We start from the raw sequence: 12,477 nt of genomic DNA, 5'->3' as shown, positions 1-12,477 counted from the left end.
CGCCAAATGAACCTTAATTTCCTGTCACATCGACAAATGGATCCGACTTCGGTGTCTTCTCCTCGAGTGGCGTTTGTTTATCCGGCGTCAACTTCGTCAAATCCGGACGATAATACGACTCGATCTCGACTGTGAATGAGAGCATCTCATCCTCAAGTAAGACTGTTCCACTGCCTGGACCCGGCTCTTCCGGTCCCGACAACTGGATTTGGCGTAAGACCGTGATTCGATCCGTCCGCTCGATTTGCTTCAGGAATGCCATTAATTCAACATACGACGGGGCTTCGACTGTTAGTGATGCCGGAAGCGGTGTTGCATTCGCTGTGGTCGTTCCCGTCGTTGCAGATGAAGCTGCAGCTGCCTGATCAGACTCCGTCGCCATCGCTCCGTCAACAGCAGGTGTTGAGGTAACCGGTGACTGTGGTGCTGTCTCTGTCGCCTGACCAAACGTGATCGACTGGACTTTGACACCGGCAATCTGACTCGACGCATTGATCGCATCGATGACGTCATCGTTTGACGCCGTCACCGGGACTTTTTGTTGCAAGAAGCTCGATTCAGCGACGTCGACTTTCTGTTCGTTCGCTTTCGCTTGCTCGAGTACCATCTGTTCTCGCTTTAACGTCGCTTCTTTTTCTTGAAGCGTTTGATGCGTCGTATAGGTCGTATAACCGAAGTAACCAACCGCACCGAGGACGATCAAAATCGTTAGACCGAGGAGGATGAAGCTACTATAACGTTTCAATTGTCCGGCACCTCCTCGATTTCAGTCGTTACATTCGGATCAGTCGTCTCCGTCGTATCGGTCTCAGGAGTCTCTTCCGTCGAGCCATCCGTTTCCGATTCAGACGGCTGATCTTCTTTTGGTACTTCCGGATCAGCCTCGTTCGTCTCACCTTTGACGACTTCCGTCGGGTTGACGTTTAACGAGAATTGTCCGATATAACGGGGTTCTTCTGATTTGGCATCGTCAGACGGTGTAATTTCCGTCGTCGGGACTTCTTGTCCGGTCGTCGGATCAACCGTCGTTGTCGTGACGACGTCGGCCTTTTCGTTCATCGTCCGTGTCGTCACGCTCGCAAGATTCGTTCCTGAGAAGACTTTATCCGTCAGTAACTCGCGATAAAAATCGTTCAGTTCATCAAGTGTCTCGAACTGGGTCGTCATCGTCACGGCATGATCTGCACCGTACGCAAATTGAAGAATGTAACCGCGTTCCGGGAGATAACGGGTAATCCGCTCAAGTGTTGGTACAGCAGGACGAGGCGTCGTCTCAAGTCCTTCGACCGTCTGTTTAAGTTGTGCAACTTCTTGTTTCGCCGATTGATCCGATTCCGACTGCAGCTGACGAACGATTTGGATTTGATCATTCGTCGATTCGACGCGATCCGCGAATTGATCGGTTTGCCAGTAGAGATAGCCACCGGCGAGTCCCCCGAACAATAAGAGGATCAATGAAGCGACGAGTGGGTACTTCGGTGCTTCATCGTTTTCCGGTAACAAGTTGATGCGGTCTTTTCGCGGTGAAGCAAGACCAGCAAGCGGTAAGTAGGCTCGTGGAATCGACTGTCCGTCGATCGTCATCATGTCAGGAATCTCATCAAGGTTTAAATCGAAGTTCGACCGGAAACGCGTCGCCAGTTCATCTCGGAACGGGAAGTCGCCGGCAAGGACGACGTTCGTGATTTCCCGTCCTTCGCGCGCGAGCGAAAAGCGATAGAAATCGAGCACTCGTGAGAACTCGAGCAACATCTCGTCTAAGACGAGTTCAACCGTCGGATCATCCGAACGGTAACGATAATGCAATTGATCATCGATGACATCAACATCCCACGCGTCAGCCGCAAACGTATCAACGGAGCGAATCAGACGCGGCACGTGATCTTCGATGATGATCAACTGGTGGTTCGTTGCATTCGCATTCCAGATCAATAATGTATCGGCTTCTGTCGTGACCGGATGATGGGCTTCGATCCCGAAATAGGTCGCGAGTGGTTGAGGTTCAGCTGCGACCAGTCGTAAATGCTTTTGTTTGAAGAGTTGTGTATATTGCTTCAGCGCCTCGTTTGGCGCGGCATAGAGCATGATTTCTCGCTTGCCGTCTTCTTCAAGAACCGTGTAATCAAAATACGGTTCTTCAAACGGCAAGACGATACTATGTCCAATTTCCATGAATAAGTAACCGCGGATTTGATTCGTCTCGATCGTTTCCGGAATATCGAGTTTCCGAGCGAGAACGAGTGAACCATCGAGCGCCAGCACCGCCTGCGAGCCACGTGGTACTTTCAGCTTCGTCAGTAACCCGTCAAAGATGAAATCAAGCGAGGCTTCCGGTTGCAACCAGCCTCCTTGCAGTGTTCCCGGCGGCAGCGCGACGACTGCCCGGCGTTTAATGACGCCTTTTTTGACGACTGCACCGAAAATTGCGACATCGGTGAAATTAAAGTAAATATAGGTACCTTTACGCCGTTGCGCCATATGTACGTTCTTCCTTTCTTAAAGCAGTAAATCGAGGTACCACGATACCCAATCATCCGCAAAATAATATGTCAGTAATGTTCCGACGGCAATCGACGGAACGAAGGGAATTGGTTGTTTCCGTTTCACGCGTCCGAGTCCAAGTAACGTTAAGCCAAGAACGGAACCGACGAATGCCGAGACGAACAAGGCAATGACGACGTGAAGCGGTCCAAGGAAGATCCCGAGCAGTCCGAACAGCTTGACATCCCCTGCCCCCATCCCACGCCGGGAAGCAAGAAAGATGACGAACAATAGAACGAATCCGACGATTCCACCAATAATTGGATTATACCAGTTTTCGAGTGGAGAAAGGTAGCGCACAATCAAGGCAATCGGCAAAAAGATGAGCAAAATTTTATTCGGGATCAGCATGTAGGCTAAGTCCGACATCGTCAGGATGAACAACAAGCTCGTCAGGACGAGCGTCAATGCGAGTTCCATCGACCAGCCGAACTGCCAGAAGGCATAGGCGTAGAGGATCCCTCCGAGTAATTCAAGCGCTGGATACTTGATTGAGATCGATTGTCCGCAAGAGCGGCACTTCCCACCGAGTACTGCGTAACCGAGTACCGGTGTTAATTCGAGCGGTCCAAGAACATGTCCACACGTCGGACAATGGGAGCGCGGATGAACGATCGACTCCCCGGCCGGGACGCGCAGACCGACGACGTTCGTAAACGACGTGATGAGTAAGCCTAACAAGAAAAAATAAACCGTGAAGACGATCGTCATGACACGACCTCCCTTTCAAAAAAGTTCAGAAAAAAACCCCCGAGGAGGGGGTAGTAATTACCAACGTTTAAGCGCTGATGGTGTTTTATCAGTAAAGTAGTCTTCATCACCATTTAGAGTTACAGAATACGTATATTTACCTCCTGTTTCTGTTACAGAAACAAAAGCATCAGTATATTTTTCTGGCGAATTAAATGGGTCTTCCATGCTATCGATGTATTTATCAAGAACTACACCATCAGATGTAGCAAATGGTTTTCCATCCTTTTCAATTCCCATAACAACTGTTTCTCCAGCTTTAATTGGATTCGATGACGTATACAACTTCGCAGCTGATACCAATTGCTTCGCATCCGAAACAACTGCATCTTTACGCGAGTTCTCAATCAATCCACCGATTGCGACAACAGCGATTGCTGCAATGATTCCTAAGATAACGACGACGACGAGTAACTCGATCAACGTCAACCCGCGCTCATCACGCATTTGTTTTGCATCTAACCAGATTTCTTTTAACCGTTCTACCATTACATTATGCCTCCCTAGTGCTTTTTTACTGTGCGTGGCTAGTAGGTAATACTATCCAGACGAATACTATTATAGTAGCACCATATTTTTTGTAGATTATGTCTTTTTTTCACATCAGGTAAATGTTTTTACAGTTGTCAACTCGCTTGGATATCCGAGTAAATTTTAAACATCGGTACGACAACTGCAATGACGATGACACCAACGATCGCTGCTAAGACAACAATCAAGAGTGGCTCAATAATCGACTTTAATCGGTCCGTCGTCGTCTCGACTTCCGTCTCATAAAAGTTCGCGACTTCCGTCAACATCGTATCAAGACGCCCTGACTCTTCCCCAATCGCAATCATCTGCGTGACAAGAGGTGGGAAATATTTGTTTTTCTCGAGCGGCTCGTGCATCGGAATTCCGCGTGACATCGCTTCATTGGCACCCGCAATCCCCTTCCGGATGATCCGATTCGTGACGATCCGTTCCGTGATGTCGAGCGATGCCAGGATTGGGACCGAAGCGTTTAACAGTACAGATAAGCCACGCGTCATTAAGGCGATTTGTGACTTTTGAATCAATGGACCGAAGACCGGAACCATCAATAAGAATCGATCAAAGAATAAGCGTTGCCGTTCGTTTTTTAAATTGAAATACAGTAAACCAATCAATCCGAACGCAATCAACAGCATCACCCACCAATAAGCGACGAAGAAGTCGGATACGGCGACGACGAGTTTCGTGATTAACGGTAGTTCACTCCCGAGCTGATCGAAAATCGACGCAAAGGTCGGCACGACGTTCATCATCAAGAAGACGACGACTCCAATAGCGACGAGTGAGACGACCGCTGGGTAGATCAATGCCGAGATGACCTTCCGTTTGATTTCGTACTGCTTTTCAAGTTGAGTGACGATGTTATCGAGCGCTTCCTCAAGATTACCACTCGCCTCTCCCGCCATCGCCATACTGACGAAGAACGTGTCAAAGACGCGCGGATGTTTTTCAATCGCTTGCGAAAATTGGATCCCACTTCGTAAATCGTCCTCGACCTCAACGAGTGCCCGTTCGAGTGGTTTCGACTCCGTCTGCTTCCGTAGAATTTCCGTCGCCTTGACGATCGAAACACCGGACCGCACGAGGGTCGCGAACTGCCGCGCATACATGACGAGATGTTCGATTTTTGGTTTTGCACTGAGGAACGTAATCTCAGTGTTCAACCCTTTTGATTCTTGTTTTTCAAGCGAAGTCACAGCAATCTGATCCGTCCGCAACCGTTCTGCGGCTTCCCGTTTCGTCAGTGCTGTAATCTTGCCTTTCTTTCGTTTGCCGGCAATCGTCCGACCTTCATAAATGAATACTGCCATGTGTTCACCCCGATATATACGGTGATGCAGCAGAAGCCGGAATCAATCCCCGACTGACGAGATCCTGCAATGCCATCTGCATCGTCTGCATGCCGTATTGTTTACCCGTCTGCAGGACGGATTGAATCTGATATTCCTTACCGGTCCGAATTAAGTTCGAGACAGCTGGTGTATCGACCATGATCTCAAGGGCTGCGACGCGTCCTGAACCGTCTGAACGCGGCATCAGGCGTTGCGAGACGACGCCCGCAAGAACGTTCGCCAGTTGAGCCCGAATCTGATCTTGTTGCTCTGACGGGAAAACATCGATGATTCGGCTGACTGTCGAGGCAGCCGTCGACGTATGGACTGTCGCGAAGACGAGGTGACCCGTCTCTGCTGCTGTCACGGCTGTCGCAATCGTTTCAAGGTCTCGCATTTCTCCAAGCAAAATGACATCCGGATCTTGACGGAGCGCTGACCGCAACCCGGTCGCGAAACGTGGCGCATCGATCCCGATTTCCCGCTGATCGATTAGACTTTTATGATGACTATGTAAGTATTCAATCGGATCCTCAAGCGTAATGATTCGTTTGTACATCGTCTGATTGATTTCATTGATCATCGCTGCAAGCGTCGTCGATTTCCCGGAACCCGTCGGACCCGTCACGAGAATCAAGCCGTGTGGTTTCGTTAAGAATCGTTTTAAGACAGGCGGTAACGCTAATTGCTCAAGCGTTGGCACCTCGGTCGGAATCGTTCGAAACGCCATCGACAAAGCGCCCCGTTGGTAAAAACAGTTGACCCGGTACCGGGCAACACCGGTCACACCGAATGAAAAGTCGATGTCTCGGTCCTGCTTCAGCTGTTGATACATCTCTTCCGTGATCAGTGACTGCACAAACCCATCAATGATGATTGGTTTCATCTTTTCTGTCCCAAACGGTGTCAACGTTCCGTTGATTCGAAAGACAGGCGGTGATCCCGCCGTCAAGTGGACATCAGACGCTCCTCGTTCTTTTGATGAGCGTAAGATGTCTTCGATTTGTGCCCGTTCCATCGTACTATTCATTCTGAAATCACCGTCCGTAAAATCTCTTCTGTTGTCGTGATCCCGTCCGCGACCTTTGATAGACCATCTGCAAGCAGGAACCGTTGACCTTGTTCCTTGACGTACGCTGTGATATCACTTTCCGTCGATTGATTCATGATCATCCGGCGTAACACTTCGTCGACCATGATGACCTCTTGAATCGCAACCCGTCCACGGTACCCCGTCATATTACAAGACGAGCAGCCACGTCCACGCATAACTGTCGTCGCTTCGATTCCCTCTTGATCAAATAGCTCTTGTTCTCGTTTCGAAATCGGATTGACTTCGCCACAATCACGGCAGACACGGCGAACGAGTCGTTGTGCAATCAATCCACTGACAGAAGCAGCAACAAGGAATGGTTCGACACCCATGTCAATCAATCGCGTGATCGAACTAACGGCAGAGTTCGTGTGCAAAGTCGAAAGAACCAAGTGTCCTGTCAGCGAAGCACGAATCGAAATCTCAGCCGTCTCGATGTCGCGAATCTCCCCGACCATGACGACGTTCGGATCCTGACGAAGGATCGAGCGAAGACCGCTCGCAAACGTCAACCCAATCTTCGCGTTGACTTGGACCTGATTGATCCCATCGACCTGGTACTCGACCGGATCTTCAACAGTGATGATGTTGCGTGACTCGTCATTCAACTCATTTAACGCAGCATATAACGTCGACGATTTCCCGGAACCGGTCGGACCGGTGATCAAGATAATGCCGTTCGGGCGCTTTAGCATCTCCCGGAACTGTGATTCATTCCGCGAACTAAAACCGATTTTTGAAATCGAGATGTTCGAGTTCGAGCTGTCAAGAATCCGGATAACGACCTTCTCGCCGTAAACGGTCGGCAAGGTCGAGACACGGAAATCATATGGTAATCCGTTAAAGACATATTTAATACGTCCATCCTGTGGCAAGCGTGACTCGGTGATATCGAGTTCACTCATGACCTTGATCCGGGTCGTCAGAATGCTTTGGATCTGCTTCGGATAGTTGTTCTCCGTTCGTAATTCTCCATCAATCCGGATTCGGATCGTCATCGAAGTTTCCTGCGGATCCATATGAATATCCGATGCACGCTGGGCAATCGCGTTCTCTAAAATTTGATTGACGAGCCGGATGATGGGTGCATCTTCGCGTGTCACGACATCACGGGATTGATCCGACTCCATCATGTCATCGGATTCGAGTAGCTCCCGTAACGACGAATCAATGTCGTAGTATTTCAGGATCGTTCGTCTGATTTCGTCACGCGTCGCGATTCCGACATCGATTGATAGACCGGTCTGCATCCGCAAATCATCGATCGCGATCAAATCCATCGGATCCGCCATAGCGATGAACAAACGATTTCCTTCCCGGTAGACCGGGACGAGTGTATGTCGCTGTGCGAGGTCTTTTGAGATCAGTTTCGTGACGGCGACGTCAACTGGATAGTTGTACAGCTGGATGATCGGAATCTTCAATTGGTGATGTAGCGCCTCTAGTAATTGTTGTTCCGTCAAGTGACCAAGTCGAAGGAGTGCATCCCCGAGTTTTTCGGTCGACCGTTTGACCGTCAACGCCTCTTCGACTTGTTGCTCCGTCACGAGGCTTTCTTCGATCAACATTTCCCCTAAACGTTTTCGTTTCATTGCCATTTAACGTGTCATCCTTCCGCGTGCCATGTTTCTTCTTCCTCTAACACATCCGGTTTTTGATGTTTTTCATCCATTACACTCGTCACTGCTGCCGTCAACAGACATAAGACGACAATTCCGACTAAAACGAGTGGGTTCGTAATCCAGTCGAGCTGGATGCTGAAGTAGATCAACGTCACGATCAAGATCGCCGCAACGGATAAAATCGCCTTTGTCGTCACAGTCGTCACGTAAGGGATCGTCACCGCAAACATCAGACCACAGATGATTGTCGCTAGACCGATGATGATACCGAGTTCAATTGCTATCGTCGTCCAGTTCATCTTGTTTCCTCCTTCTTATCCGACAGGTTCCCCTGTTGTTTCACCTTCTACTGGTGAAGCAGGATCACCCGTTTCATTACTATCAGGTGTATCGGGTGACGTCGGACTTGTCGGAGACGTTGGTGTATCTGGCGTCTCGACGCCATCTGTCTGCGGTTCATCCGTCGTTTGATCGTCTGTACCGTCTGTATTCGTTGAATCATTGGAATCATTCGTATCCGTCGAATCATCGGAGTTCGTGTCGTCTTCCGGTTCAGGTACGACGACAGGTGCTTGTTCTTCTTGACTACTCTTTGTGACGATTGCTGGGATGGCTGCGTAGAAATCAAGAGACAATAACTGCTTCTTCTCACCTTGAGCCGTCTTCGTCACGCGATAGACTTCAATCGATTTCCCTTCTTCTCCCGCTTGTGTATCACTCGTCGTTCCAGCTGTAAGCGTTGCAGAATAACGTGTGATTGTCCGGAATGGAATCGTTTTTTCGCCTTCAAGGACGGTCGTGACCGTTTCCTTGAATGGTGTGCCTCGCAATTCAAGCGTGACATCACTTCCGTTTTGTGTCGCAATGACACGATAGATGGATGCTTGTGTATTACGAACGGCAAAATCTGTTTTCTCATCAATTTTGACGTCATATCCTAGTGTGACGCCATCTGGTAATGCCGCATGCGGCATCCGTTCGACGATTTCAAATGGCGTCTTTGCGAACAGTTCGTATAACTTGCTACCGACATACGAGCCTGCGACTCCATCCATACCGTACGTCTTAACATTCATCAATTGTCCCGGCTTGATTTCCACATTCATCATTGCCGTGATCATCTGTTCTTCAGCAGCAGACCGCGTCGAGAATGAAACCGTTGAAACGACCTCACCTGTTGGATCGACTGCAGCTTCCGATTGAGCAGGATCAAAGTTTCCTTCCTGTAACGTTTTACTCGTATCGATTAACCATGTCTTAAAGGCAACGAGTTGCTCATCCGAGTAACTGATCGGCTGTGTCGCTAGAAAACTCTCAAGCGCCGCCTCGTCTACTGCAACCATCAAATCTCCACCTTTTTTCAAAGAAGCTTTTTTGACAGAATCAGCGGCGTTGATCGTCACGACTTCTGTTGGCATCGGTGTCGTCTCTTCTCCCGTTCCAGTCGTCAGCGGCGTTTTCTTCGTCCACTCCGTAATCGCTTTCTCAACTTTCGATTGTGCTTCTTTTCGATCCATGCCACTGACTGGAACCGATCCAATTCGTGCCGTCTCAGAAAACGTCGTAGGTGCCGTTGCTTTACCGGTAAAGGAAATTAAGGCAAACGATGGTACGTAAATCAGGGCTACCAGTACAAGTAGCAAAAGTGTATGTATAGCAAAACGCTTCGGATTAATCATCATCTGTTTCCTTTCTGTATGAATTTAATCATTTCAGGTGCCTAGTATTTCCATTATAATGAATATTATGATGAAACATAAGTCCTATCCTTACAAATCCTTTCATGATCTGTGAATAGGTGCTGTTTTTGATTTTCTAGAAAAATCATTTAGGATCTTTCATCCTCATCTATCATGAAGTAGAGGTGAATCCATGCAACGCGAGCAAGGCGGTTTTTCGCTAATCGAAGTATTAGTCAGTATTACGATCTTATCTATCATATCGGTCTCTCTGATCAGCATTTTTTCTCAATCACTAGCTGCCTCACGCGACAGTACGGAGTTGACGTTTGCGAATTATCTGGCAAAAAACGCAACCTCTTATATCAAACGAGAAGCTTTAGAAGCGACAAGTGATGAACCCTTCGCCTTCAATTCTCTATCTACACAGGCAGACAAAGCGACTTATCTGAATGGAAAATATGTCATTCCAGAGCCCACGTCTCCTTCTTGTGAACTATCGGCTATTTGCTCATCAATCTTTACTAATCCTGAAATCAATAATATTGCCTTTGAAGTCAAATACAGTGTGACACCTCGGAAACTCGAAGGAGTCGTTAATCCGAATCTCCTTGACCTCCATGTATTCGTCTACATAGAAGGAACAACTGAACCGATTACATCATTGAAAGGATCGATTACGAATGCGACGCTCAATCAAAGTTTTCCGACAACAAAATGACGGCTTCTCGCTCGTCGAACTACTCGTCGCCATCGTCATTGCCTCGATTTTCAGTGCTGTCATCCTGACTGTGTTCATCTCTGGTACGAAAAGCTTTCGGGCAACTGGAATCATCAGTGAACTGCGTAGTGAAGCTGATAGTCGAGTCGGTATCATATTAAACGAAATCGGTGGATTTGATGCGATTCGGATCGATGAAGCAAAACAGTTATCGTTTTATAAACGAACACTTCCTGTTTTGAACGCAGACACTGGATTACTTGAACGCGCCAGTGGATTTGAACCTTTTAACGCAACAGAAGAAGCATCTGCTTCAGAGAAGGAAGCGACACCCGTCCGTTATACGTTCGCAGAACAAACCTCGTACGGCACCGAACTAATGTACGAATCGACACCACAGTCGATCGACGACCAAACGGAATTACTTCAAACGTTTAAGTTATCGAGTCCCGAGTATCAAACCATTACATCAGGAGCATATCCGGGGCGCTACGTCATTCACGGTATTTTAACGATTACAACTACAATTCAATCGACAGATCAAGAAGAAGTCCAGACCTTCACGAGTACGATTGGATTTTAACTCAGAAAGGAACACGGTATGCGTAAATCCGAACAAGGCTATACATTACTTTTCGTTCTTGTGACTTTAACCGTCCTGTCTGTCCTCGCTGTTGCGACGATTGGCATCAGTTTACAGTCAACTCGCCTAACCGAAATCCGCGAGACGGATATCGATGTCGAGACGACGACACAAAATGATCTTGATTTAGCAGTCGCTTCCCTCCAAAACATCGTGTCAAAGACGACTGGGACTTCACCAACGACTTCTTCTCAAGCATTGTTTGAGAATCTCGACAGCTCTATCGTCTTACCCTTAAAAACAATCGTTCCGAACGTGACCGTCAAGCTAAATGAAGCCGCATCGAACGTTCGTGTCAAAGCGCTTGATTTAACAGCGACAGTTTCAAAACAAAAAGGCGATCAGCCGGCAATCAAAAAAACGTATCGACAACGTGTCTATTTGTCTGCGATTCCTAGTTTTTTGTACTATACATTAGGCTCAGATGATCAAGTCATATTAAATGGCGCTCCCTTGATCGAAGGTAATATTTTTTCTCGCAACGCTCTGCAAGCAACTGCGACCCCGATATTTAAATACAACGATGAGGATGGGATCTTCACTAATACCAAAGCACTTCCTTATATCGCAGGTCAGGTACGCGTTTTTCAAGAGAAGAATCAGCCATTACTGAAATGCGGGGATTACCTTGTGTGTGATAAAACGATTTTTGATCCGAAAGGTGCAACAGAGCTAGTATCAACGAAAGAAACACTCGTTCCGTTCGATTTTGATTATGCGTTGAACGACTTTCTGAAACTACCGGTGAATACGCCTCTTACACAAGTCGCGTCTACTTTGAAAAACTCCTCGATTCCGCAATCTATACTAACGGGACCCTTTTTAACAGAACTTGATACGAAGCGACAAATGATTAGTCCAGCATTAAACACAGGTAATACTGTGACGTTGACAGATGATCTTGTTCAAGAAACACTCGAACCTTTAATCATTAACGGGAACTTAACGATCTCTTCCTTGAACCCTTTGACCCAGCCGCTTGAGATCAAGCGTCCTCTCGTCGTGCTTGGCAACTTACTGATTCGAGGAAATGTTGGATTTGCAACGACGATTTATGCGACCGGAACAAGTCGTCTGGATGACGCAAACATTCAAGGACTGACTTCAACAGCTAAACAAAATACATTGATTTTACTCAGTAAAGGAAATCTCGTCATTAACCGCGTCAATAAATTTTCGACGCCTCAAACGACTACACCTGATTTAAATGCCTTTCTATATAGTGATGACAATCAAAAAAATACGATTTACTCTGTAGGTTCGACGATGAATGTACGCGGTGGCATTTTTACGAAGGGTAATCTAGAAGTCAATGCCTATCGTGGAAAATTGGACTTACCAGAAAATACGTTTCCTGCAAACGTAAGAGAACTCGAAAAACTGATGGTCGCTAACAAATCATCTGACTTTGAAGCATCCCGTCTACGTATGGCGTATGATGCGACGGTATTAAAAAATCCAACAGCCTTACTTCCACTCAATCGAGCAGTCCAATTGTATGTCGAAACACCAAAACGCGTTCAACCGTAACACACATAAAAAAGAGTCATTCGTCTGCGACGA

General features: G+C 47.5%; 12 protein-coding genes. 3 read left to right on the top strand and 9 right to left on the bottom strand.

The genetic code is table 11. The annotated features are described in order from the left end of the window. Positions 1-13 precede the first annotated feature (13 nt). The 9 genes from AYO36_RS03600 to AYO36_RS03560 all read right to left on the bottom strand — a co-directional run bounded on the left by AYO36_RS03600 (position 14) and on the right by AYO36_RS03560 (position 9,553). Complete coding sequence (locus AYO36_RS03600) at positions 14-745, bottom strand: YfgM family protein (RefSeq protein WP_029342261.1); 732 nt, start codon at positions 743-745, stop codon at positions 14-16. Further along, the gene (locus AYO36_RS03595) at positions 742-2,478 is read right to left on the bottom strand and encodes a type IV pilus biogenesis protein PilM (RefSeq protein WP_064299550.1); all 1,737 of its coding nucleotides are present in this window, start codon (positions 2,476-2,478) and stop codon (positions 742-744) included. Before AYO36_RS03595 ends, AYO36_RS03600 begins: the two co-directional genes overlap by 4 nt. Positions 2,479-2,496: 18 nt before the next feature. Further along, complete coding sequence (locus AYO36_RS03590; RefSeq protein ID WP_064299549.1) at positions 2,497-3,252, bottom strand: prepilin peptidase; 756 nt, start codon at positions 3,250-3,252, stop codon at positions 2,497-2,499. A gap of 57 nt (positions 3,253-3,309) precedes the next feature. After that, complete coding sequence (locus AYO36_RS03585) at positions 3,310-3,780, bottom strand: type II secretion system protein (RefSeq protein ID WP_064299548.1); 471 nt, start codon at positions 3,778-3,780, stop codon at positions 3,310-3,312. Positions 3,781-3,917: 137 nt separating this feature from the next. Next, positions 3,918-5,135 (bottom strand): type II secretion system F family protein, encoded by a 1,218-nt coding sequence (locus AYO36_RS03580; protein ID WP_064299547.1) that lies wholly within the window; start codon positions 5,133-5,135, stop codon positions 3,918-3,920. Between the two features lie 4 nt (positions 5,136-5,139). Further along, entirely contained in the window at positions 5,140-6,186 is a 1,047-nt protein-coding gene (locus tag AYO36_RS03575) for a type IV pilus twitching motility protein PilT (RefSeq protein WP_058703845.1), read from the bottom strand. After that, entirely contained in the window at positions 6,183-7,847 is a 1,665-nt protein-coding gene (locus tag AYO36_RS03570; protein WP_064299546.1) for a GspE/PulE family protein, read from the bottom strand. The genes AYO36_RS03575 and AYO36_RS03570 overlap by 4 nt, the downstream gene beginning before the upstream one ends. Positions 7,848-7,855: 8 nt before the next feature. Continuing rightward, positions 7,856-8,170 (bottom strand): hypothetical protein, encoded by a 315-nt coding sequence (locus AYO36_RS03565; protein WP_029342268.1) that lies wholly within the window; start codon positions 8,168-8,170, stop codon positions 7,856-7,858. Between the two features lie 15 nt (positions 8,171-8,185). Beyond that, on the bottom strand, positions 8,186-9,553 hold the full coding sequence (locus AYO36_RS03560) for a G5 domain-containing protein (RefSeq protein WP_064299545.1): 1,368 nt from the start codon (positions 9,551-9,553) through the stop codon (positions 8,186-8,188). A gap of 190 nt (positions 9,554-9,743) precedes the next feature. Between AYO36_RS03560 and AYO36_RS03555 the strand changes: the two genes are divergently transcribed. From AYO36_RS03555 to AYO36_RS03545, 3 genes are read left to right on the top strand one after another with little or no spacing between them, the layout of a single operon-like run. Beyond that, positions 9,744-10,271, top strand: a complete 528-nt coding sequence (locus AYO36_RS03555) for a prepilin-type N-terminal cleavage/methylation domain-containing protein (protein WP_064299544.1) — start codon at positions 9,744-9,746, stop codon at positions 10,269-10,271. Further along, entirely contained in the window at positions 10,234-10,854 is a 621-nt protein-coding gene (locus AYO36_RS03550; protein WP_064299543.1) for a PilW family protein, read from the top strand. The genes AYO36_RS03555 and AYO36_RS03550 overlap by 38 nt, the downstream gene beginning before the upstream one ends. Positions 10,855-10,872: 18 nt before the next feature. Beyond that, positions 10,873-12,444: a type IV pilus modification PilV family protein gene (locus AYO36_RS03545; RefSeq protein ID WP_064299542.1), complete on the top strand. Its 1,572-nt coding sequence runs from the start codon at positions 10,873-10,875 to the stop codon at positions 12,442-12,444. Positions 12,445-12,477: the final 33 nt, after the last annotated feature.

Source organism: Exiguobacterium sp. KKBO11, from assembly GCF_001644945.1.
GTDB classification, from domain to species: domain Bacteria; phylum Bacillota; class Bacilli; order Exiguobacteriales; family Exiguobacteriaceae; genus Exiguobacterium_A; species Exiguobacterium_A abrahamii.
This window is presented reverse-complemented; position numbering and strand designations above follow the sequence as displayed.

Bases quoted from the DNA above. Each gene is read 5' to 3' on its own strand.
- AYO36_RS03575 (WP_058703845.1), bottom strand. From the start codon at position 6,186: ATGAATAGTACGATGGAACGGGCACAAATCGAAGACATCTTACGCTCA.
- AYO36_RS03580 (WP_064299547.1), bottom strand. From the start codon at position 5,135: ATGGCAGTATTCATTTATGAAGGTCGGACGATTGCCGGCAAACGAAAG.
- AYO36_RS03565 (WP_029342268.1), bottom strand. From the start codon at position 8,170: ATGAACTGGACGACGATAGCAATTGAACTCGGTATCATCATCGGTCTA.
- AYO36_RS03550 (WP_064299543.1), top strand. From the start codon at position 10,234: ATGCGACGCTCAATCAAAGTTTTCCGACAACAAAATGACGGCTTCTCG.
- AYO36_RS03555 (WP_064299544.1), top strand. From the start codon at position 9,744: ATGCAACGCGAGCAAGGCGGTTTTTCGCTAATCGAAGTATTAGTCAGT.
- AYO36_RS03595 (WP_064299550.1), bottom strand. From the start codon at position 2,478: ATGGCGCAACGGCGTAAAGGTACCTATATTTACTTTAATTTCACCGAT.
- AYO36_RS03560 (WP_064299545.1), bottom strand. From the start codon at position 9,553: ATGATGATTAATCCGAAGCGTTTTGCTATACATACACTTTTGCTACTT.
- AYO36_RS03590 (WP_064299549.1), bottom strand. From the start codon at position 3,252: ATGACGATCGTCTTCACGGTTTATTTTTTCTTGTTAGGCTTACTCATC.
- AYO36_RS03545 (WP_064299542.1), top strand. From the start codon at position 10,873: ATGCGTAAATCCGAACAAGGCTATACATTACTTTTCGTTCTTGTGACT.
- AYO36_RS03585 (WP_064299548.1), bottom strand. From the start codon at position 3,780: ATGGTAGAACGGTTAAAAGAAATCTGGTTAGATGCAAAACAAATGCGT.
- AYO36_RS03570 (WP_064299546.1), bottom strand. From the start codon at position 7,847: ATGGCAATGAAACGAAAACGTTTAGGGGAAATGTTGATCGAAGAAAGC.